We start from the raw sequence: 22,883 nt of genomic DNA, 5'->3' as shown, positions 1-22,883 counted from the left end.
GAAAGACACAGAAGCCTCTAAAACTAGCCCAGCATTTCTTTAAGTGGAAATAATAATTTCGACATTCAATTATTCAAGAGACTCTTCAAATTCCTTTTTGCTCTCTAATTCGTAATAAAGAACATCACTCCAATACAAACCCATCGGAGGCTCACTCTCAACGTTGTCAAATTTATCATTGAACTGGAGCCCATAAAATGGACTTAAAACAGATTCTGAATTGTTTTCTGCTGCACTCTTTACAATATCAGCTGATGCCTCTGGGTCTTCAGGAAGTGCATCAATAGCTGCTCCAGCTTCACGGCAAGCGACAATTTCGGATTCAACGTAGCCACGCAGAACTGACCCTTCAGAGCCATCCATACAGTCCAGCTCGATAGTCTCAAGCAGTAGATGCCTATCCTTATGCTCTTGAAGGAATTCTAACGTTTCATTTAGCATTGAATCCGGCAGATCCGTAATGTCTTTGCTAATAACTCGCAGAACTTCAACAAATTTCTTTAACCGCGCAAATCCTGCCTCGAAGTCACTACTAACAGCATAAAGTTGAGTTTTATCATCAGGTGAATCGTCCTCAAAGCCATCCGAGACCAGTGACGCGCACAGTTTGGGATTCCCGGACATTAGTACACGGTAAGTGAAGGGAATACTATATGGCCATTCAGATAAGCCTGAAATAGTCTCGGGGCGGTCTGAATAGGATTTAGGTTGATTACTAAGGCTATAAAGATAAGAACGATTTGCCATTTTAAGACTCCTTATAAATACTGCCAACGGCACGACCTTATCGTTGTCATGCCTTTTTTGCTTAAGAAAAATATTAGATGGAAACTTTCTGGGCCAAGAAAGTCGAGTGTAAAGTTAACTTTGTGTGCCAACCATCCAGTTAGTTGTTAATAACTATCGATTTGCTCGCAAAATTGAGTAGATGGATCAGTTAGGTACTGACCGCCAGAGTTCTATTTATGTTAGAACTAGACTCTACCACTACTGAGCCTGATTATGTACAAAGGGGCTTTATTTTAATGATATTTTTCAGAAATTGATTTTAATCAATTTCAGCTTGGAGTTTTTCTAACGGTGCTGTAGCCAGAGCTATTCAACTTTACCCCTGCAAATAGCTCTGGTCACTCGGGAGATTATCAAACCACAACCTGCCTTAACCTGAACTTTAAATTACTCACACTATACATGTAACTGTTACTTACTTTTCTTACCCTCTGTCTTCGTTCATTAAGTCTATCTTAGTTACCAGGCTCCTATTATTCTGGGCACTCCCTTTCTTCCAATACCCCACCCCTCTTGATTGAGTATTCTGTATAACTACCAGTCATTATATCGAGAATTTGTAGCCAGGAATAAAACAGCGCTTTTTCAGATTTAGCAATTTCTTCTGCCAGTTCCTTTGCGGCTTCTTCTGTGGGTGCAGAATCCCTAAAGCTTTTTGCACCTCCATTCATTAAATGAATCCGCTCTGCAAAAATTGCGAACCGATTGATTTTTCTTCCCATAATTTTCTCCTTATCCATAAAACAGCTTAAGCCCTTATACTCCTAAGCTGATACTTCCATCCAATTCATACTTCGCTCAACTCCTCGCATTTGCGCCAGGGTCAGTTCTAACTCCTCGCGTAGATTCATCTTCACCGATACCGAAAAGCTGCGCACGTATTTTGTATAGTTAAGGATACAGATAGCGTACATTGCCCGGTTGTTATAACCCGATCGGTAACGGCAGATCCGGATCGGCTCCCCGTCAATAGTGATATTTCTGGCTCCCATTGCTACCTCTACTCAAGATACTGTACATGAATACAGTATACGGTAAGAGGTTCAGGAACTGTCAAGTCACTATTGCCGCCAGTCCAGAGCCCACTCCGCCCATATCGCCCTTCTGCACGCGAAATTACCAGTGTTATCAAGGAGTTTGGTACGAGGGTAATCACCGTTTACGCCATAGCCGCAGATATACACTTCCTGTGTATTGGCAACCCAGTCGTATAAAGTGCTGGGACAAGCCATAGACTGTATAAGAAACGATCAGTGATCTATTTTTTGATTAAAAAATGATTAACAAAGCTTAAGGTGAGGGAACACCGGTGAGTAGTACATAGGCTACACCGCTCAACTCAATGCAAGGGAGAAGCAGAGGGGTTGTCGTAGAACAATGTGTATCCTACTAGCTACCAGGAGTATTTTGAGGAAAGCTGTGGTAGTCAGCCCTTAGGAGGGTTTTGCGGTACTTCTAAGCTCTCGATGCTTTTAGCCAGCCAGTCTTCATACCAGTTAAGATAGCTACTAGACCAAGGCTGTGGCTCCCGGTAACTCTGAGTAACCCATACTTCCCCACGATGAGCACCGTTAATAACTAACATAAATTCAATACCACAGCCTATTTCTGCAATATCAATGGTGCCTGCTGACATCGGATATTCATCTTCGTCATCCTGGTAGTAGTACGGAAGACCCTCTACGTTAGCACCATAAGAATCCGCAGCCCCAAAACCAATCTCAAGAAGAAAGGCCCGAAACTCCTGCGGTAAAGAAATGCTGTACTGTTTCTCGATACCGTTAATTTCTTCCTCCGAAAACCGACGGAAGTTATAGTTCCAGCGCTCTGCACCAAAGAGAGAACAATCCTTATCCAAACCACTCAGCCGTTTAAGTTGTTGTTTGATGCCCAGAAGCCGGCTTTCTATATCTTGTGTACTCATACCGTCTATATTTTAAATATTGATAAGTTTCAATACTGTCTAGATTATAACTTTTAACTCAACAGCTGAAGAACCTACTCCACACCCTGCCGCACTGTAACCTAACGAAGAGTTAGATTACTTCAATTTATGAAATTTCGTTAATCTTAATTCACAACTATATTTTTTGCGATAAGAAGCCCTACAAATAAAACAGAAAAATAAAAACCATCCTTGAACCAAGACACCTACGTGTTAACAAAAATCAAAAGCAACATTTATGATTTAGACTATTTATTTAAGTTGTTTTGATCAATTCAATCTCGACCAACTATGGCCCAACAATATCAAACTCCAACAGCAGCTAACATATTTTAAAATTGCAAATACAGCTAAAAAGATAGGCGCAGAAATGATCTTATTGGAATTTATTCAGATTGTTTTCAGTAACAAAACTGCGTAAGGTAACTGAATATTTCTCGATATTTTGATCGCTGCTGAGCAGCGTTATTTGTAAGCAAATCGAATGCAAAATATTAAAGAGCTTTATAAATAGCCTATTCCCTCAAAGGAGAACGGTAGCGTGACATAAAAGTAAGTAAAAGTCGCTGACCCAAGGTGCTACCAACACCAGGGGCCAGCTAACCAAATTGATACACTCACTATCAAGATGGCTGTATGGATGATACGCTAGAAACCCGCTCGTCTTCAATAAAGTGGAGCACATTCAGTAACTTGAGGCAATTACTCAGGTTCTGGCAGCGTTGTGTCCGTCTTTTCTACTTTTATGCCTACCGTTCCCGTGCCCCACCCCGCATTCACTCTTCAACTTTCTTTCTAAGCTTTCCCATTGCGGAAAGGCTATCCATGGTTTGAGTATCATTAGGGAATAACATATGTTGATTTTGACTCGCCGAATTGGCCAAAACCTCAGAATTGGGGCTAATGTCTCAATCACTGTATTGAACGTTAAAGGCAATCAAGTACAAGTAGGAATAAAAGCCCCCAAATCTTTAGCGGTTCACCGCGAAGAAATTTATAACCGTATCCAGAGGGAACAGAAGATAGGCAAGTAAAATCTGTGAGCGGAAAACCTGGATCAATTATTGGGGGCAGAGTCGAGTAAGCTAATGGGTTACACTGCCACCAATTATTGGCCTTTCGCGGAAGCAATCATACTTACCGTCAAGAACCCAATCATCTTGAACCTTTGGGATTATCACGAATTAGAGATACGCCATCTTCGAAGACTATATGTCGTCTTCGAAACTTCTTGTCCTGAAGGTATTCAGGTTGGCTAATCCGATCCATTCGAAAATGACGAAAATCATTGCGAGCAGGGTCCCAAGCTACCAGATACCATAAGGGTGGTAAGATCAACATAGCTTGCGGTTCAACAACCCGGCTAGTTACTGCCCCTTTCGCATCACGATATTGGAAGCTCAGGTATAGTCGCTGAAGAAAAGCCGTTTCAAATGTAGGCAGTAGTAAGGGCGACATCTCTCCGACATTAGATATGTCTACCTCCGGTGAAAGCTTACCGATGTACAGGCAATCCATAAACCTGCGTAAGTCACGCACCTTATCAACGGGTAAAGCCTTCTCTATTTTTGCCAGCCCGGCATCCGCAAGATCTGAAAAGGGCAAACTCCCTGCTGCACGCACGGATGCAACGCTAATAAGCAACGCAAAAATCTCAGCGACCGAGAGCCGAGCTGTAGTTTGAACCGATTGCGGATCAAGTTGCAGGCCGCCCCCAGGGCCAGGTTCAGAACGGATAACAAAACCCTCATCCCGCAACGAGCTGATATCACGCAGCACGGTGCGCCTGGATGCGCCAACTTCAGCGGCTAAATCGGCAATCGTCAAAGTGCCCTTTCGCCGAAGGCTTCGCACTATGGCGTCTTGTCGGAGACGTACATTCATTTTACACAGACATTAATAAATGGTGACAGTTTTTGGCACCATTAGATTCTAGCCTAAGCACTCACGATCCAGCAAAGGGATGTTGAAGTTGGAACAACCCTTAAGGATAGGAAGCGGAGCCTGCTGGTAAACAGCAGCTCTCAAGGCCTCCCCAAAGAAGAGGAAGTAAATTGTCTAGAATACCCGATTTCCCCACACCTACTCTTATCTCAGTGAATGGCATAGAGCTGGAGGTCTTTGAAGCGGGCCAACAGAACACAGGAAACCCTGTTGTGCTTTGTCACGGATGGCCGGAACATGCCTTTTCCTGGCGCCACCAAATACCCGCTCTCGCCGCAGCGGGCTACCACGTTATCGTTCCCAATCAGCGAGGCTATGGCAACTCATCCTGCCCAACGGAAGTAACCAGCTATGACATCGAACAATTAACCGGCGATCTAGCTGCACTTCTGGATCACTACGGATACCAAGATGCCACCTTTATTGGTCATGATTGGGGTGCAATGGTCGTTTGGGGAATAGCGCTATTACATCCAAGCCGTGTTAATAAAATTATAAACCTCGCACTGCCCTATCAAGCCCGAACAGAAAAACCTTGGATCGAGTTTATGGAGGAACTCCTTGGGAGCGATTATTATTTTGTGCACTTCAATAGGCAGCCAGGTGTTGCGGACGCAGTGTTAGACAAGAACGCTTCCCAGTTCCTTCACAATTTGCTCCGTAAAAACGTACCTCCTACACCGCCGGAGCCTGGTATGGTAATAATCAATCTCGCGAGAGCAGCATCACCGCTTGGTGCCCCCTTGCTGAATGATAATGAACTGGCTGTATTCGTTTCCGCATTTGAAAAAACGGGTTTTACAAGTAGCATAAATTGGTATAGAAACCTGGATCGCAATTGGCATATCTTGGCAGATGTAGACCCAGTTATCCAAAAGCCGTCCCTTATGATTTACGGCGATCATGATTTGATACCTAGGTCTCCAGATATCAAAGATTTCGTCCCCAATGTAGATGAGGTGAACCTTAATTGCGGCCATTGGATTCAACAGGAAAGACCGGAAGAAACCAATCAAGTGATTTTAAACTGGCTGGAACAACAATCCGCTACTTAGTATCCATTTCTCTAGGAAATTTTCTTTCAATTTATCCACACAGAACCCCGCAAAAAAAGGGCGTTCACGGTAGGATACTCACTATAAAGTGGCCATCTGGGGATAGCATGTACATATAAGCGAGACATGCTACTTCATAAGGCCACTGCTCAACACTATATATCTCGATACAACTCATCAGCTACTGATAAATTGGCTTTGCTGCCGAGATGTTCCTCACCTCTAAATTTGGCTGACAATCATCACTTAAGTATGTAAAACTAGCGGCTTAATGGATCCACCCTGGTGCAGGCAGATCATAACTTCACTGTCAATTTCAGAATTTTATAATAACTGGATTCCCAAATGGAAAAGGTTGCCATATTTGTTGATGTGCAAAATGTTTATTACACATGTCGACAAATCTATAAACGAAACTTTGATTACAACAAGTTTTGGCGGGAGGTGACAGGGGGTAAAAAAGTTGTTAAGGCCATAGCTTACGCCATCGACCGTGGTGATAGAAAACAGTATGAATTTCAAAACATCTTAAGGTCGATTGGTTTCGAAGTGAAGTTAAAGCCCTTCACCCAAAGATCCGACGGCTCAGCCAAGGGCGACTGGGATGTGGGCATAACTATTGATGCTATGGAATATTCAAGCTCGGTAGATACAGTGATTTTAGTGTCAGGAGATGGCGACTTTGACATTCTTGCCCATAAGCTCAGGTTAGATAGAGGCAAGAAGGTTGAAGTATATGGTGTTCCGGAATTGACGGCTGGAGCATTAATTAATGCGGCGAGCAAATTCACTCCAATTGAAGATAGGTTATTGCTGTAATAACTACCAAGGCGACTAACTGGCGCTCTTATACGTCTCTATGTACTTATTACACTCTACCCTTCAATTGAGGTGTGAATGCAGTCTGAAAAGCTATCCCTCCTTCAAATTCAAATAGGTAACTGGTACTTATTGGCTTTAAATAAATTTCGCTCAAAATCACCATCTATTAACTTTTGTGATTTTAGATTAAAGATCTATGCTGTTAGTCAACAGACAAGTCTATTATTGGCCTTTATACTATCTAATAACACCTTAGTAAGGCTCAAGGCGTCAACAAATGAAGAACTTATTCGTTATAATTTTGACCCTATTCTCTATGGCTTCTATAGCAAGTGGGGATGTAAATAATTGCCCTAAATTAAATCTCAACATTCCTGAATCTAAAGCCAACCCAGTAATAAAGGTCGCACCACTGCGTCCAATAGGCACTAACAGGAACTTACCCGTATGCGTAGTCGTGTCCTTTAGACTGGTAGAGAAACCGACGTCTGAAGGTGGAGGTCTTGTTCCTGGGGAAATAAAGATCGAAGGTTCATCTGATAAAGCATGGGATACCCCCGTTAAAGTCGCCGTATCAAGATGGCTTTACCTTTCAGAAGGTATCGACTATCGTGGGCGTCAGTATGTGATCTATAAGATTCCCTCACAATCCCCATAGTCAAAAACTAGAAAAGCCAAATGGTACCGTTTAGAGATTTTATGCGTATATTGGTACTCTTGATTACATTTATCCCCGCAGCAGTTTTTGCAGGAGGTACAAATTGTACTAGCGACGGAGACTCAGATCACTATAAAAATCAGCTCAAAAAATTCAATGCTCAGCTACTATGCGGCCTAAGTCCTGAGTATGTTGCAGGATTTCGTATTGTTTTTGCTCCATCATTCGGACAAGCCAAGATAACAACGGTTTACCAACGCCATGACGGGACACTAGATGTAAATGGTAAATATCCTCTATCGTTATCTCAGTACATGGACATGGTTTCCCAATTTAAGGATCTCAACCTCTTTGAATTAGAAAGTTATGATAGATTAATTGATTTGTACTGTGCCAAGCCTCCAAAATTATCAACGAAAATAGATTCCTCCGAACCTAATAAATGCCCTTTGGGGTTCGATGGGGAGACCGTTTATATTGAGGCTGCCTATGGAGGCCAAAAAAGGACCGTTCAGCGCTGGAATGGACTAAGTGTTGCTCCCGATGTGGAAAGGGACTTTAGTAAAACTGCAAATTTTCTCCTAAATATACTTGACTCTGAAATTAAGGAATAATTTATTTTTATATATACTCAATGAGAACACTCAAGATTCTATTATTTTACTTTAGGGAGTGGAAAGGATTTAGCCTAATAGTTCTCCTTCTATTACTGGTGTTACCTCATGTTATTAACCTTGCCAGTAACACCGAGAAGGTTGTAAGGCAAAATGGTACAATCAAATCAAAGTTTTATATTGGTCGTTCCAATGCCGCTTACATTCCAAATTACCAATATCAAGTAGAGCTGAAGAATCGCAAGGTGATTGATGTGGGCGGCGATATGAACCTACACCCAGGTGATACAGTTTGTATTGCAAGCATCACTTATAAAAATAGCTTGAGAGTCGCCCAATATACCATAGAGACTTCAAACGGCTGCACCGGTGCACAGTAATCGGCGTTGCATAAGAATCTACTTTTGTATTCCTACTAATTTCACGACACTCTAGCCATTGAACTTTAGGCGTCAGCTCAGAGACCTACTAATTTCCATATCTATCAATCCTTATATAAGTTTCTTTACCCTAACCATATTAATAAACTCAGCATGGTGATAGATGCGACTAACTTATTGATATTACGCGTTTTTTTGATGGTATCCAGGGTATATGAAGTATTACCCCTGTTACCAAATGCTATGTTTCTAGTGTCGCGTACAATCTACGGAGCCAGAGGGCATCGGCAATGGCTATCAGAATCCTTTCTATCGATGGTGGAGGAATCCGGGGAATCTTGCCTGGCCAGATACTGGTATCCCTTGAGCACAAGCTAAAGGTGAAATCAGGCAATCCTGACGCCAGGATAGGCGAGTACTTCGACCTGGTGGCCGGAACAAGTACCGGAGCAATATTAGGTGCCGCCTACATCTGCCCTAACAAGCAAGGAAAACCAAAATTTTCTGCCCAGGATGCTGTCAGCCTCTACCTTAAGGAAGGCGAGAAAGTATTTGGCTCAGGCTCATGGCCTTTTCTAGAAAAGTTAAAGTTATTGAAGGAGGAAAAGTACTGTTCCATGGAGTTGGATAGGGTTTTATCGCAATTCTTTGGGAAAATGAAACTTAGTAATCTATTAAAGCCCTGCTGCTTTGTTTCCTATGATATCAAAAAGCGGGAACAAATCATTTTTAGGCAACATTGTGCCATAGTAAAGAATGAAGACTTTCTGGTTAAAGACCTTCTCCTGGGAAGCACCGCGGTACCAACCTACTTTGAGCCAGCACGCATCTTTTCACTACCTCCATCCAACAATAAATATGTCTTAATTGATGGTGGCATGGTAGCTAGTGATCCTGCTTTATGCGCCTACTCCGAAGCCATCAAATTCAGCGGGGTCTCTGGGATGAAGGATATGGTTATTGTATCTCTGGGTACTGGCAGGCAACTTTCAGGATACAAATACAAGGAGGTTAAAGATTGGGGGATACTCAATTGGGCAAGGCCCGCCATTGATATCGCCGTAAATGGAAGCGCGCAAATGGTTCATTACTATATGAAGCAAATTTCTTCTACCGTAGAGAATTCAAATTACTACCGGATACAACCGAAGCTTTACACTGCTGATTCAGCTATGGACAATTCGACACCAGAAAACCTGAAGAAGTTAAAAAAAGCGGGAGAGAGGAATGCAGAGTATTTTGATAAAGAGCTGGAAGAAATAGCTACTATATTAGTCAACAACCAAGGGAGCCATAGGTATCAGTAATGCTACTGATCGGGACCAGCGCTGACTTTATCAAATTTCAGCTATAGAAATTCATACTACTTATCAGAGCTTAGGTATTTTTCTCGAACCTGGTTAATCATACCCCCTGCTTCCAGCACTTCAATTTCGTCCTTAGCCAAATCACTCCGCAAGTTAATACATTCTCCAGATGATTTAATTATCAATTTAATTGAACTGCTTGACTTTATCTGTGCAGTTGGGTTGTCAATTTCAAGAGCTACCCCCTGCTCAAGCCGATCGTAATCATCAAATTCTTCAAATAGCAATGGCAGTACACCAAAGTTAATAAGATTACGCCGGTGTATACGGGCCATACTTTTTGCAATTATGCACCTTACCCCAAGAAAACGTGAAGATACTGCCGCATGCTCACGGCTAGAGCCTTGTCCATAATTCTCACCACCGACAACGAAACAGTCTCCATTGAGCTTCATTGCCCGATCATAAAACGATTCATCGATTCTTGAAAATGTATAGCGGCTGATGGCGGGGATATTTGAGCGCAGCGGTAAGATTTCTGCTCCAGCAGGTAATATTTCATCAGTGGAAACATTGTCCCCTGCTTTCAGCAATAATGGGCCAGTTAAAACTTTCGGGAGCTCTTCGAAATCAGGAAGGGGCTTGATATTTGGCCCTTTAATTAACTCCACTGCTACTGGGATTTCTTGAGGTGGCTGTAATAACGGACGTATATCAGGTAGATATTCCGGCTCATGGAAGCTGGGGTAGTCCATATCCAGATCACGAGGGTCGGTGATCACTCCTCTTAACGCACTGGCAGTGGCTACTTCGGGACTGCACAAATAGACTTGGTCATCTGCGGTGCCGGAGCGGCCGGGGAAGTTGCGAGGGACTGTACGCAAGCTTATACCACCACTGGCGGGGGCCTGCCCCATGCCAATACAGCCGCCGCATCCTGTCTGATGCAAACGAGCTCCAGCTTGAAGCAATTTTGTTAGATCGCCGCTCCGACTGAGTTCTTCGAGTAACTGACGTGAGGTCGGGTTAATGTCAAAGGAAACGTCATCGGCTATACGGCGACCTGAAACCATACGTGCCGGTATCGCAAAATCTCTCAATCCAGGGTTGGCAGAAGAGCCTATATAGCTCTGGTAGATCGGACGGCCCGCCACTTCTCGGACCGTCACAACTTTGTCTGGGCTTGATGGGCAAGCAATTAGCGGCTCGAGAGTTGATAAATCAATAGTATCTTCTTCGTCGTAACTCGCGCCTTCATCAGCCTTCATCTCGACAAAGTCACTTTCACGATGCTGCTGTCTAAGGAAGGCTCTCACACCCTCATCCGCAGGAAAGACGCTGGTAGTGGTACCCATTTCCTGCCCCATATTGGCGATCACATGGCGATCCATCGCTGTCAATTTAGCCAAGCCGGGACCGTAATATTCAACAATCTTGTTAACACAGCCCTTAACAGACTGCCGACGCAACATTTCCAGAATGATGTTCTTAGCGCTAATCCATGGCGGCAGCTCACCTTCGAGCTTCACACCGAGTATTTTGGGCATTTTCAGTGCAAAGGGGACGCCTGCGATAGCCATTGCCACCTGTAGGCCACCGGCACCAATCGCCAGCATCCCCATAGAACCCGCTGCACAAGTATGGCTATCAGCGCCAAGTAATGTCTTACCAGGCACATCGAAACAAGCCATCTGTACTGGATGGCTGACACCATTACCGGGCCGCGAAAACCAAATTCCAAATTTACGACAGGCACTTTGCAGGAATATATGGTCGTCGGCGTTTTTAAAATCCGTCTGTAACAGGTTATGGTCTACATATTGTGCTGAAAGCTCAGTCTTGATTTGAGACAAACCAAGTGCCTCAAGCTCCAACATAATAAGTGTTCCCGTCCCATCCTGAGCTAGCGTCTGATCTATCTTTATCTCTATTGGGCTGCCAGGCTCCATTGATCCACTCACGAGGTGGCTTTGGATAAGTTTCTGCGCAAGATTCATAGGCATAAAGGGATACCCGGTGAGTGAGCTGGAGCTTTCTAGTATTGATGTAACTAGATCTTGATCATTGTAGCTCTAGCTTCCTCGGCTGAAGCACCGTTGTAGTTGCAGGACTATGTAAGCGCCAAGGCTATACCCCCGGACTCTTAGTAGCTCTAACATACGCTAGCGCTACCTGAACCGTTTGCTTCCGCAGTTTTGTAATCTCTGACAAATGACTGAGTATATGCAGCTACATACGCTCGATAGGGGAGTAATCACTAGAAGATAGGGATTTAATTCAATCCAGAACTTCTATTTAACCAGTCAAAATAAAAAGTGTTCTTGGGAAAGACACAATTTTCAAAGATTGGCAATTGCTTATGGATTCAGCTCACACACAATTATATTAATTTTCTTCTCCACAAGCTGCCCTGTATTACTTTCTCCATACTCACTATGCTTACCGCGGGATGCAACTTTAAATCCAGCTGCAGACAATTGGGCACAAATATCACCCTCATCAAATAGCCTGAATCCATATTGAGTGAACGGTAGATTTTGCATAAAAGATTTATCGCCAAAAGCCAGGCATAACTTTCCTTTAGGTACTAGTACTCTGGAGATCTCTGCTAGATGAGTTTTGAGGGTGTCCCAAAAATATACTGTGTGTACGGCTAGAACCTTATCGAACTGTCTATCGGCAAACGGCAGACTTTCTGAGTTACCAACTAAAAAGTCCATTTGCCCCGACTCTATATATTCAAAATTTAGGCCTTTTGCGGTTGCAATCATATCGCTCGACCAATCAATACCGGTATAGCGGACACAAGCTCCCTTACGAATTACGTCGACTGCAAATTTGCCATTGCCCGGACCAATTTCTAGAACAAAATCACCATCTACCACATTGAGAGCCGTTAAGGCGGCAAGATTCGTTGCTTCATTCGCTTTGTTCATTTGTTGCGCGGTTTCTGAGGCCAATGTACCAGATGGTTTTCTAAGCTGCTCAGCAACAAGCTTTGGATCTTTTGACATTACTATTCCTTCAGCGTCAAAAATAAAATACTAACCAGATAATTTATTCTTTAAATTAACCAATCACTACCTGGGTAACCGTTTTGTTTTGAACATACATGTAAAATACAACTTATTCTACACTACCCTTTTGCTCAATATCTATCTCGATTATATTAGGTAAAAATAGGGGTAGGCAGAATACCTATTAAGATATTCTGCCTGCGCATCTCAGTATTTCCTACAATGCAAATCACTTCAATATGAAAATTTGTTTTTTAAGTGCCCCTATCCAAAATAGATTGCAAATTAAGCAAACTAGAACTTGCTATCTTTAATTTGGTTAGATTGCACTTATAACGACATTTAAGCATCCACAGTATGTGCCATGAGCTTGCAAGCAATTATCATAATGACAGTAGCCACAATTGTTGGGACCACTGTAGGGATAAGTTCTGGATAAGATCCATCAATAAAATAGCCTACTAATCGGCCAACTAGAACCAACATCAATGCAATAAATCCAACCATAATATAGTCCACGTTAGATCTTATCGCTCCAAGAAGAACCATTGCCCAAATTGCGATTGTTGATCCTACCCACCAACAACGGACACACCACTAAGCGACTAGTTGTTCCTCAAACGCCTCAGGGCTGAGATAGCCATTGGCGCTGTGTAAGCGATTTCGATTGTAGTCTATTTCTATATACTCAAATACGGTTTCCCGCATGAGGCACCTTGTAGGAAAGCGGTTACCATGGATTACTTCTACCTTAAGTGAGTGGAAGAACGTTTCTGCGCAGGCGTTATCATAGCAGTTACCTTTGGCGCTCATGCTGCACCGCAGATCATAAGCTGTAATTAAAGATTGATAATCTTTAGAGCAATATTGGCTTCCCCTGTCAGTATGCACGATAACATTTGTAGGTTTCTTACGTCGCCATAAAGCCATTTGAAGGGCGTCACAGACCAATGTAGCTGTCATCGTTTCTGACATCGCCCAACCAATAACCAGCCGACTATATAGGTCTATCACTACAGCCAGATATAACCAACCCTCTTCTGTTCGTAGGTAGGTAATATCCCCGACCCATTTCTGATTCGGCGCTTCAGTATTGAAGTTCTGCTCGAGCAGATTTGGGGCCACTGGCAGACCATGTTTTGAGTAGGTTGTGGCTTTATATCTCTTGGCGGCTTTAGCCCGTAGGCCCTGTCGACGCATGCTGGCAGCAACTGTTTTTTGATTATATTTACTCCCCTCACTGGCCAATTCCCTCGTCAGGCGAGGGGCGCCACTACGTTCTTTACTGGCTATAAAGCGCTGCTGTACCAAACCATCAAGCTCCATTTGGTACTGCTGGCGCTTGGATTGATCGGCCGATCTTGACACCCAATCGTAAAACCCACTGCGAGATACGCTCAATACCTTAGCCATCGCTTTGATGCTGAACTTATGCCTGTGCTTTAGCATGAAGGCGTACCTCATTTCAGGCTCTTTGCAAAGTACGCTGCGGCCTTTTTTAAGATCGCCAGCTCCTCTGCCTGCTCAGCCAGCTGCCGCTTAAGGCGAGCATTCTCTGTGGCCAGCTCTCTCTCGGCATCCCCTCGGCTCTGATGTAACTTAGCCTTGCTTCGCCATCCGTAAATCTGGGAAGGATGTAACCCAAGCTGTTTAGCGGCAACGCTTACCCCTACCTTGACCGCCAGTGCTAGGGCATCTTTTCTATATTCCTCTGAGTATTTTTTACGAGTGGTTTTGGTTGATTTACTTGATCGTGTCATAGGGCACCTCTGCTGCGTAGTTTATCGCTTAAGAGAGTGTCCGTCTTTGGTGGGTAGGATCATGTTGTCCCGCCCCAAAGAGAGCGAATACTCGATAGCCCACTCACAGAATCAATAGGTTCGATAAATGTGTGGGTCAGCATGACAGATGGACTGATCATAAGAACCAATCCAGTCCCCATAAAAAACAGGGCTAAGATACCTAAAATACACCGTCCAATAGCTGCCTTCGCCATATACCCAAAACCTCCAATCAATTTGTAATCATTCAATATCACCGAACGAGGTATAGGTTATGGATAAATATGACACTATATGGCATATTTTGATAACTATGCGCACATCTACCCTCTCACGAATAGATAGACTTGAAGTTATCACTGCCCGATTAAAGTCGGACGAACCCATCACGATTGGTGAAATTGCCAAGGAAGTGGGCGTTAGCATTCGGACGCTGAATCGAGATATAGAGGTGTTGAGAAGCCGAGGCTTGCCGATTGAAACGGATGTGGGACGCGGTGGTGGAATCCGTTTGGACCAGCGCTGGGGCGTTGGTCGTGTCAACTTAAACTATACAGAGGCTGTTGACCTGATGATCAGTTTGGCTATTGCTGAACAGATGAAGTCCCCCCTCTTTATGGCACACCTAAGTAGCATCCGCCACAAGGTAATGGCTTCCTTTTCATCGTCCATGAAAAGTAAAGTGAATGGTATAAAGGCACGTATCATCATCGGAAAATCAGCTTCCGAGGTTGTGCTCTCAAATTTCTTAACTCCAAAGCGTAAAACTGTCGAGAAGCTCCACCAGGCTTTCTTAATGCTTCAACGCATAAAGATCACCTACTGTGACGAAAGCGGAAAAGAAACACTACGAACTATTGAACCCCACTACCTCTTTCTTAGTTATCCCGTATGGTACATCCTAGCCTGGGACAAGCTCCGTGAGGATATTCGGGTATTTCGCTGTGACAGGATTAGGAAAATTCAGGCTCTGAATGAAGACTTCAAGCTAATTCCACTTATTAAATTTAAACATAAGAGAGATAAAATACCTCCATCTTAAGGTCATTATGTTTGAACTTCATCGAAAACCACCTTAGAGCAGTATAAGTAATAAGCCTTATATTTAGCCAAGGGCGATAACAAATAAATTGTATACGTTACTATATGTACTGACGATACAAGTCCAAGAAACCCACAGAGTTGACCTATTAATTTGACTTGTAGCGAGATACATATTTGCATAGCTCTATAAGTATGGCTAGGATGGCTGCCAACCATTAACTCCATCGCCTAAAACAAAGAAGCCTCTTAATTTAGGTATAGGTACATGAGGATAGCCATTTGAATCCTAGGTCACTTTTCTTTTGGTTCTGCGGCTTATCGACAATCATTATTCTTGGATTCACACCAAGTTATGTTATGGCTTACCGAAACCTATCCACAATGCATCATATCCATGGAATAGTTTCCCTTCTATGGATTGGAATCATGTGCTTACAGTCTTATTTAATGCTCAAAGGGAGCACATCTCTTCATAAATATCTAGGTTGGCTGTCAGTTGTCGTTGCCACATTATTTATAGGCACTTCATACTGGGCATTTTTCAGCACTATTGAATCAACCTTAGAGAAGAGTGAAATATTTAAACTTGTATATTGGGTTGACTTATTCTTATTACCACTTTTTGTATTCTCTCTGCTATCTGGGTTCCAGTACCGAAAGTCTCCCCAAAAGCATATGCTCTGCATGATGCTGAGCTTGGTAGCTATACTACCGCCGGGACTAGGAAGGCTTATCTACGGTTTATTTCTATTTCCCTTCAATGCTCCTATTAGGTATTTTTACGAGCCTATGATGCTAACCACCATAGGAATACTGATATACTTAGGAATTCGTGAGCAATGGAGATTTGGTCAAATAAAAGTGGCTCTTGGGGTAACGACATGCTCATTTATCACTTCCTATTGGGTAGTCAATATGAGATTTTTTGAGAGTGGCGTAAGGTGGATTTTGAGCACTTAATGCTGACTCCATTTTGTTCCACTAATTATTTATCTCATTAAATATTGGGTTATTAATGGCGGCATGCTACTTCTTAATTAGACGGATAATTAGCACGCTATTTCCAAAACTCCATCCTTTCGCATAGCAATGGAAAAGAACAAACCAAAAGAGCAATTACAAAGTTAGTAAAAATAGTCTTGGAACTATTAGGATGGTGATTTACTCTACCTACAGGACCTTTGGCCCAAAACTATTTTATACGCACTCAACAAGGAAGCAGAGATGCCAGGCAGTTATCCAAATAAAATTAAGGAATTACCTCTCTACGATGGTCGCTTTGATGCTTACAAGCTTAAGGCAGAAAACAGTGATGTTCTTTTCGCATCATATCCAGCTGGAACGTTCATTCCACCCCACACTCATGACACAGATAATCATGGCGTTATCACAAAGGGGGAACTAATACTCACCATGAATGGTGCCACCCAACGGATTGGCATTGGACAGTGGTACCACGTACCGGCAAATGTAGAGCACTCCGCGACTTTTGAAGTCGAAACAGATGAAATTGAATTTTGGTTTAAAGATAAAACAATCTAAATCTCTACACGCACATAAACTAAGACCTTTAAAAGCCTAGTCGGCAACCTGTAGATGCAGTGTAATTTATCATGAAATAGAGCTGAACATGCAGCTTGAAGAAGGACTTTAGGCTTATAAAGCCTAAAGTCCTTATCGATAAAGGTATAGCAGTATCGTGTGTGGCTTAACGCTAAAGTGCAGGCGAGTTAATTACTGCGTTAAGTATTCGTCAGCACTGATAACCTCTGCATAAGCAAATTGTAGTGCTGCCATATAAGCTGCATGTATATGTGCAGCGGGAACATCGACACCATTGAAGTACATGTCCCGACTGGCACAAGCATCATGAATAACGGTATTTTCATAGCCAAAGTCACTTGCCGCTCGGGTAATGGCATCGATACACATATGGCTCATCGCACCGACAATGACCAATTTATTAACACCTAGCTCATCCAAGTGCTTTTTAAGATCCGTACCTTTGAAGCTGTTAACTTCATTCTTGAGTACTACCGGCTCACCTTCAACAGGCAGAAGGCTTTTGTGTATTTTCGCACCCTCACTACCGGCAATAAAGAATGGAGCATCCTCACTGAGAAATTCATGGCGAACATGAATAACTGGCCACTGCTTTTTGCGAAACTCAGCCAGTACTTTTGCGGCTTTGTCTGATGCTTGGCCAATGCCTTCAAGAGTCCACTTTCCGCCTTCAAAGTAGTCGTTTTGCATATCGACGACGATTAGCGCTGTCTTGCTCATAAGATTGTCCTTTGGTTGTGTCTTTGAAATGTACAAGCGCATGTTAGGGCGATGGGCTAAGATACAGGCGTGGCAAGACCGACATAAAACGGGCAAGAACTGACAGGGGGGCTAGTGACCCAAACAATCCACATTGCAATACTGATGATCCCCGGAGCGGCTCAGTCGGCGACTTATGGCCTAATCGACCTGTTCCAAACCGCAAACCACATCTGTCAGGAGTCAATTCCAGAACCCAAGGCGCTATTTGAGGTATCACGCTGGCTAATTAATGACGGAAAAGTCATACCCGAGAAAAAAGGGGCTGCTAAAGACCCAAATATCGTTATTGTACCGCCGGTACTGGAAGGTCAGGAGTACATGGAACCACCGACAGATGTTTGTACCTGGTTGTTAGAGCGGCACAAAGAGGGAGCCGTAACCTGTTCCGCTTGTGCTGGGGCTTTTATGTTGGCCGACGCAGGACTATTAGATGGACGCCAGGCGACCACTCACTGGCGACTGGCCGATGCCTTTAAGCAGAAGTTCCCGGATATAGAGCTGAATATCGATTCCATCCTGATTGCAGACCCGGATCTTGTCACCGCAGGAGGTGTAATGTCTTGGATTGACCTTGGGTTACATCTGGTCGGACGATACATGCCTCCCCATATAGTTATGGAGTTGGGACGTTTCCTGTTGGTGGATACGGGTACCCGTTACCAAAGTTATTACCGCAGTTTTCTACCTCCTCTAGATCATGGCGATAAAGCAATTTTAAAAGTACAACAGCAAATTCACCGGGATTATCAACAACCAATCTCTGTTGCAGAGATGGCTCAACTCGCCAATCTGGGCGAACGCACCTTTCTACGAAGATTTCAAAAGGTTACCGGCTATAGACCCGCCGAATATCTTCAACAGCAACGTCTGCAAAAGGCTCGCGAACTATTGGAAACGGGCACATTGCAAGTCGAACAGATCGCTTGGCAAGTGGGGTATGAGGACGTCAGCGCATTCCGGAAAATGTTTCACAAACAGACCGGCCTCTCCCCTAGGGAGTATCGACAGAGATTTTCAGGTGGCTCTAAAATGTAATTCTCGGGAAAGGTTGAGTCCTGTATGTTCCAAATGCCTTAACTCACTGAGAAGTGATTAATTTAACCATACAGCATCGAGTTTAGAGGAGTGCTTAAAAAAATCGAAAAAAACTTGAATCTGTAATATCCTATCAAAAAACACCCATTATTAAACATGAATAAATATGACAGTTGGATACTCACTTGTAAATAATACAAAAAAAGAGCAGATTATATTCCTTCATTTACCCGTCAATACTATGGGTGAAATTCTTAGTAACCCCTTATCTGCTTATATAGTAAAGTGGTACAAGGCTCAACATCACAATGATAACGTGGATTTTGTATCAGATACATACGACGACTGGCCGTTTATCAATGGATCGCGAAGCGACCTTGAACACTATAAAGAAGTAACAAATAAAGTTGTTGATTCTTTGATAGCTCAAGGAATCATTCTGGATAAAGGCATTGCTTGGAGAGATGATGATGATCCAGATACAATATTCATCAGAGACCTTTCTCTTGTCAGTAGCCCTAAGTAATTCGACAAAGATAACTTTATCCATTTAAAGCAAGATAGAGTTATAAAATAACTTAGAAAGACATGTGGAAATTCATACTAAATTATATAAATGGTGCTCTTGGCATAAGTTCCATTGAAAGCGGCGAAAGAATATCCCCAGAGGAAGAGCGCTTTCCAACAGACGGAATTGTACGCGCACCCTCTTTTGATTCGATTCCACACAAACAAGAACCTTTGACGGGCTCAGTCCGCCCAAAAGAGCTTGGTGAGGTAGTAGAAGTCATAGTTGGTGTTGATTATTCAATTTACGGTGGACAAACGATACTCGTTGCCGATTTTGGAACTTGCACAATTGAGCTGCCCAGCCCTTGCAGCGGAATAATCGAAGAGACTCTTATTAAGCCCGGCAGCTTGATAGGTAGCGAAACGCCTCTATTTAGAATACGTAGACCAATATAAAAGTTAACCTGATATAACAATAAGATTAAAAGCTTCCTGAAACCTAAAAGCTCTAATTCAAAAGTTAACCACATTCAGATAGTTATGAAGTCATTTATCGTTCGAGTAGATATTACTCCACCAACCGGCTAGCAGAAATACGAATCATTTCTCTTTAGAGATACTGATAGTTATCCCCTAAACCCTACACTTCCTCGCCATCTCAGAAATTATCCTGCAATTTTTAAAGGCAAATAGCAAGACTTCAATCTCATCAAATCCAGTGCACTCAATGTATAGGCCAAGTTCTGAATAATATTTAAAAAAATATTTTGTGACCAATTCTGGATGTTCTAAAAATCTACAGCTTTTTTTGTTAAATCATGGTATCAGCCGAACGAGCTTCCCTATATAGTGGCGCCGCCTAGATTTGATTAAAAATAGGTTAGTTGTCATTGTTTTTTGAGATGTGGGAGAGACACCAAAGTGATTAAGAAAATTATTTCGAAAAGAGATCTCAAGCTTCCAATCATTGGCGGCTTGATAGCGGCAGCAAGCTTGCTATCAACAACTGTATCGGCAACGGCCGAAGTTGATATAAATCAATTACGTCAACAATCCAAAATTATGTTCGGCACTCTCTCAGAAACTATGCCAGGCAGTGAGAGTGACACCCCAGCGATGGTTGAGCTTGGAAGAACACTGTTCATGGACAAACGGCTTTCAGTCAATGATAGCCAGTCCTGTAACAGCTGCCATCAAGTAGGGAACTACAACGGCTCGGGCGTTGACAATGAAGCGACATCACCGGGAGCCTTACCTGGCACCAAGGGTGACCGAAACTCTCCAACGGTCTGGAATTCCGGATTCCAGGTGGCTCAATTTTGGGATGGTCGCGCAGAGGACCTGAAGGAACAGGCCAAAGGTCCAATTCTAAACCCTGTAGAAATGGGAATGCCTTCAGAAGAGGCTGTTGAGGCAAGGATTTCAAAAATTGCCGAATATCAAGAAAGTTTCAAACACGCCTTTGGTAAAGAGAATGCTATCTCTTACGACAATATTGCTGGGGCTATAGCTGCGTTTGAGCGCACACTGATTACAAATGATCGTTTTGATGATTTTATAAATGGTGATGATCAGGCTATGACAAAAAGTGAGTTAAAGGGCCTGCAAACCTTTATCAACACTGGTTGTTCAGCATGCCACAATGGCGCAACCTTGGGTGGAAACATGTACCAGAAGATGGGGCTGGTCAACCAATATCCACACCAAGAAGATTTAGGTCGATATAAAGTTACAGGCCTTGAGAATGATAAAATGATGTTTAAAGTTCCAATGTTACGCGACGTAAGCAGAAGCGCTCCTTACTTCCACGACGGACGTGTAGAAACCATTGAGCAGGCAATTTACGATATGGCTTGGTATCAATTGGGACAGAAATTGAGCACACAACAGATAAATGATATTGCAACTTTCCTAAACGCTTTAGAACATCAAGCTCATTAAAATATTTCCCACCCTTCGGGGTGGGCATCTTTTGCGCTAATCAATTTTGGCTGAGCTCACGGGTTCCCAGTCACAAGCCCATTGATAACTTGTAACCATTCAACCCTGCGGTTACTTTGTGCATTAGACACAGCAGTCAGTAGACTAAACGGTTTCCTGGTTACCGACTAACTTATAATGTCTAACGCTCCACCAATACTTATATCAAGCCGGTAAAATGAAATACGAAGGGAAATTTACAGCCTTCAGCCGCCGACTTGAGAGAGTTCCATTAAATTACTGTTCAATACCTGGGCATTCAGTCATCAGATTATTTTATGTGCTTTTCGCTTTATAGATAGTGAAATTTTCCATAAGGGACTAAGAGAATAGAAATTACAATTTTTTTCTCATTCGAATAAGAACCGCCAATAGTGCTTAATTTCTTATCACAATCCCAAAGCAAGATAAGAAAACAGCCTTAAGTAACTTTTAAATAACCCAAAGAAATAAAACTAATCTGATTTGTCACACTCACTGTATTAAGAGTTTAGCGTTCAGGAAGATCAATGAGATTTCGGCTAGCGTCAGCCCTCATCGTACTAGTTATCGTAGCCTTTTTAGGCTTGGTGTACGTCTACAATTATCGACTGACCCAAAGTATTCAGTATGACGCCCACCCTGTCACTAAAGGGTTCATTAAGAGTAATGCTTCCCTTAAAGACAAAGATACTATTAACATCCTTATCATAGATGGCGGTGGAATACGTGGTTTAATACCACTCTATGTTATTCAACATATTGAAGAGCAGACTGGCAAACCTATTGATGAATTGTTTGATGTTTTTAGTGGAGTATCAACTGGGGCTATTATTGCCACAGGCCTTAATGTGAACCACAAGTCAACTGAAAGTAATCTGTCTCAAAGTGGGAAAATAATCGATCTATATATCAATGAAAGCAAGTTTGTATTTTCAGTTCCCTGGTATCACACATTACTGACCGCTAATGGTTTTATCTCTCCCCGATTTAGCGGAGAGCGCCTCAGTAACACTATGGAAAAACTCTACACTGACAAGCAAAATTTCACTGACCTCAAGAACTACGTCATAATGCCCTCTCTGAATATTCACTCCGGCCAACTCAACTTATTCAAAAATCGTGGCGAGGCAATTACTAACCTACCCACCAATACACTCTACCAATTAGTTACAGCCGCAGCTAGCGCGGAAACAGTATTCCCCCCCGTCGATTTTATGACTACCGGACAAGACATACATCATCAGTATTATGCCGATGCTGGCGTAGACGCTAACAATCCCACCAGTATTGTATTACGTGATATTATCAGGGAGTTCCCCGGAAAAAACTATTATGTACTAGTCCTTGGGGCTGGCACGCAACCACTAGCTACCACGGAAACTGACTATAGAAGCCTAAAAAACTGGGGGCAAATTAACTGGATCCAAGACCTAATTTCGAACGTACAAAGGTCTATGGATAATCAACAGTTATATACGCTGGAGATTGCGAAATCTCTCACCCCTGAGGGACGGATTAATTATAACTATTTCAATGTTGAACTTGTAAATCCCTATGTTGACCCGTTTGACTACAAGGCAAGTAATAAGCTAAAAGTTTTATCAGACAGACTTATCAGGGATAATAAAGCCGAGATTGATCAAGTCGTCGAGAGGCTCAAAAAAAATGGATAGCGCTACTGTTAATCAATCATCA

Annotated in this window: 22 protein-coding genes; 13 read left to right on the top strand and 9 right to left on the bottom strand. The window is 42.8% G+C overall.

Annotated features, from left to right (window positions below):
- Window positions 1–69: 69 nt before the first annotated feature.
- The 4 genes from ACJJIY_RS10285 to ACJJIY_RS10270 form a co-directional block, all read right to left on the bottom strand.
- Window positions 70–747: a DUF7822 domain-containing protein gene (locus ACJJIY_RS10285; protein WP_445359553.1), complete on the bottom strand. Its 678-nt coding sequence runs from the start codon at window positions 745–747 to the stop codon at window positions 70–72.
- A gap of 515 nt (window positions 748–1,262) precedes the next feature.
- Window positions 1,263–1,511: a hypothetical protein gene (locus tag ACJJIY_RS10280; protein WP_444912276.1), complete on the bottom strand. Its 249-nt coding sequence runs from the start codon at window positions 1,509–1,511 to the stop codon at window positions 1,263–1,265.
- Between the two features lie 42 nt (window positions 1,512–1,553).
- Window positions 1,554–1,781, bottom strand: a complete 228-nt coding sequence (locus tag ACJJIY_RS10275) for a hypothetical protein (protein WP_445359552.1) — start codon at window positions 1,779–1,781, stop codon at window positions 1,554–1,556.
- 434 nt (window positions 1,782–2,215) lie between these two features.
- Complete coding sequence (locus ACJJIY_RS10270) at window positions 2,216–2,713, bottom strand: SMI1/KNR4 family protein (RefSeq protein ID WP_445359551.1); 498 nt, start codon at window positions 2,711–2,713, stop codon at window positions 2,216–2,218.
- An 875-nt stretch (window positions 2,714–3,588) separates the two neighbouring features.
- On the opposite strand from ACJJIY_RS10270, the gene csrA reads away from it, so the two are divergent.
- A complete protein-coding gene (gene csrA, locus ACJJIY_RS10265) occupies window positions 3,589–3,768 on the top strand; it encodes a carbon storage regulator CsrA (protein WP_299588813.1) in 180 nt (59 codons plus the stop codon).
- A 121-nt stretch (window positions 3,769–3,889) separates the two neighbouring features.
- Here the strand turns inward: csrA and ACJJIY_RS10260 are convergent, their stop codons facing one another.
- Window positions 3,890–4,588, bottom strand: a complete 699-nt coding sequence (locus tag ACJJIY_RS10260) for a helix-turn-helix transcriptional regulator (protein ID WP_445359550.1) — start codon at window positions 4,586–4,588, stop codon at window positions 3,890–3,892.
- A gap of 200 nt (window positions 4,589–4,788) precedes the next feature.
- Here ACJJIY_RS10260 and ACJJIY_RS10255 point away from each other — a divergent pair, with 200 nt between their 5' ends.
- The 5 genes from ACJJIY_RS10255 (at window position 4,789) to ACJJIY_RS10235 (ending at window position 9,514) form a co-directional block, all read left to right on the top strand.
- On the top strand, window positions 4,789–5,733 hold the full coding sequence (locus ACJJIY_RS10255) for an alpha/beta fold hydrolase (protein WP_445359549.1): 945 nt from the start codon (window positions 4,789–4,791) through the stop codon (window positions 5,731–5,733).
- Window positions 5,734–6,078: 345 nt separating this feature from the next.
- Window positions 6,079–6,552, top strand: coding sequence for a LabA-like NYN domain-containing protein (locus tag ACJJIY_RS10250; RefSeq protein ID WP_444894959.1), 474 nt, complete (start codon window positions 6,079–6,081; stop codon window positions 6,550–6,552).
- 702 nt (window positions 6,553–7,254) lie between these two features.
- Window positions 7,255–7,827, top strand: coding sequence for a hypothetical protein (locus ACJJIY_RS10245; RefSeq protein ID WP_445359548.1), 573 nt, complete (start codon window positions 7,255–7,257; stop codon window positions 7,825–7,827).
- A gap of 20 nt (window positions 7,828–7,847) precedes the next feature.
- Entirely contained in the window at window positions 7,848–8,207 is a 360-nt protein-coding gene (locus ACJJIY_RS10240; protein WP_445359547.1) for a hypothetical protein, read from the top strand.
- A gap of 290 nt (window positions 8,208–8,497) precedes the next feature.
- Complete coding sequence (locus ACJJIY_RS10235) at window positions 8,498–9,514, top strand: patatin-like phospholipase family protein (RefSeq protein ID WP_444906164.1); 1,017 nt, start codon at window positions 8,498–8,500, stop codon at window positions 9,512–9,514.
- A 56-nt stretch (window positions 9,515–9,570) separates the two neighbouring features.
- Here the strand turns inward: ACJJIY_RS10235 and ACJJIY_RS10230 are convergent, their stop codons facing one another.
- From ACJJIY_RS10230 to ACJJIY_RS10220, 3 genes are all read right to left on the bottom strand, one after another.
- Window positions 9,571–11,463 (bottom strand): aconitate hydratase, encoded by a 1,893-nt coding sequence (locus tag ACJJIY_RS10230; RefSeq protein ID WP_445359661.1) that lies wholly within the window; start codon window positions 11,461–11,463, stop codon window positions 9,571–9,573.
- 408 nt (window positions 11,464–11,871) lie between these two features.
- A complete protein-coding gene (locus ACJJIY_RS10225) occupies window positions 11,872–12,528 on the bottom strand; it encodes a class I SAM-dependent methyltransferase (protein WP_445359546.1) in 657 nt (218 codons plus the stop codon).
- A gap of 600 nt (window positions 12,529–13,128) precedes the next feature.
- Window positions 13,129–14,291, bottom strand: a protein-coding gene (locus ACJJIY_RS10220) for an IS3 family transposase (protein WP_444897071.1) whose coding sequence is annotated in 2 segments (ribosomal slippage) — window positions 13,129–14,033 and window positions 14,033–14,291 — 1,164 coding nt in all. Because the reading frame shifts where the segments join, the coding sequence is not laid out codon by codon here.
- Window positions 14,292–14,586: 295 nt separating this feature from the next.
- Here ACJJIY_RS10220 and ACJJIY_RS10215 point away from each other — a divergent pair.
- Both ACJJIY_RS10215 and ACJJIY_RS10210 read left to right on the top strand, forming a co-directional pair.
- The gene (locus ACJJIY_RS10215; protein ID WP_444894966.1) at window positions 14,587–15,354 is read left to right on the top strand and encodes a helix-turn-helix transcriptional regulator; all 768 of its coding nucleotides are present in this window, start codon (window positions 14,587–14,589) and stop codon (window positions 15,352–15,354) included.
- A gap of 1,226 nt (window positions 15,355–16,580) precedes the next feature.
- Window positions 16,581–16,898, top strand: coding sequence for a cupin domain-containing protein (locus ACJJIY_RS10210; protein WP_444894967.1), 318 nt, complete (start codon window positions 16,581–16,583; stop codon window positions 16,896–16,898).
- A gap of 192 nt (window positions 16,899–17,090) precedes the next feature.
- Here ACJJIY_RS10210 and ACJJIY_RS10205 read toward each other — a convergent pair whose 3' ends face one another.
- A complete protein-coding gene (locus ACJJIY_RS10205) occupies window positions 17,091–17,639 on the bottom strand; it encodes a cysteine hydrolase family protein (protein WP_444894968.1) in 549 nt (182 codons plus the stop codon).
- 114 nt (window positions 17,640–17,753) lie between these two features.
- Between ACJJIY_RS10205 and ACJJIY_RS10200 the strand changes: the two genes are divergently transcribed.
- From ACJJIY_RS10200 to ACJJIY_RS10180, 5 genes are all read left to right on the top strand, one after another.
- Window positions 17,754–18,716, top strand: coding sequence for a GlxA family transcriptional regulator (locus ACJJIY_RS10200; protein ID WP_445359545.1), 963 nt, complete (start codon window positions 17,754–17,756; stop codon window positions 18,714–18,716).
- A gap of 166 nt (window positions 18,717–18,882) precedes the next feature.
- Window positions 18,883–19,242, top strand: coding sequence for a hypothetical protein (locus ACJJIY_RS10195; RefSeq protein ID WP_444894970.1), 360 nt, complete (start codon window positions 18,883–18,885; stop codon window positions 19,240–19,242).
- A gap of 62 nt (window positions 19,243–19,304) precedes the next feature.
- Complete coding sequence (locus tag ACJJIY_RS10190; protein WP_445359544.1) at window positions 19,305–19,682, top strand: hypothetical protein; 378 nt, start codon at window positions 19,305–19,307, stop codon at window positions 19,680–19,682.
- A 465-nt stretch (window positions 19,683–20,147) separates the two neighbouring features.
- A complete protein-coding gene (locus tag ACJJIY_RS10185; RefSeq protein ID WP_445359543.1) occupies window positions 20,148–21,167 on the top strand; it encodes a cytochrome-c peroxidase in 1,020 nt (339 codons plus the stop codon).
- A gap of 548 nt (window positions 21,168–21,715) precedes the next feature.
- Window positions 21,716–22,861, top strand: a complete 1,146-nt coding sequence (locus ACJJIY_RS10180; RefSeq protein WP_444894973.1) for a patatin-like phospholipase family protein — start codon at window positions 21,716–21,718, stop codon at window positions 22,859–22,861.
- Window positions 22,862–22,883: the final 22 nt, after the last annotated feature.

Source organism: Microbulbifer maximicatervae (SeqCode) (assembly GCF_052468155.1).
This window is presented reverse-complemented; position numbering and strand designations above follow the sequence as displayed.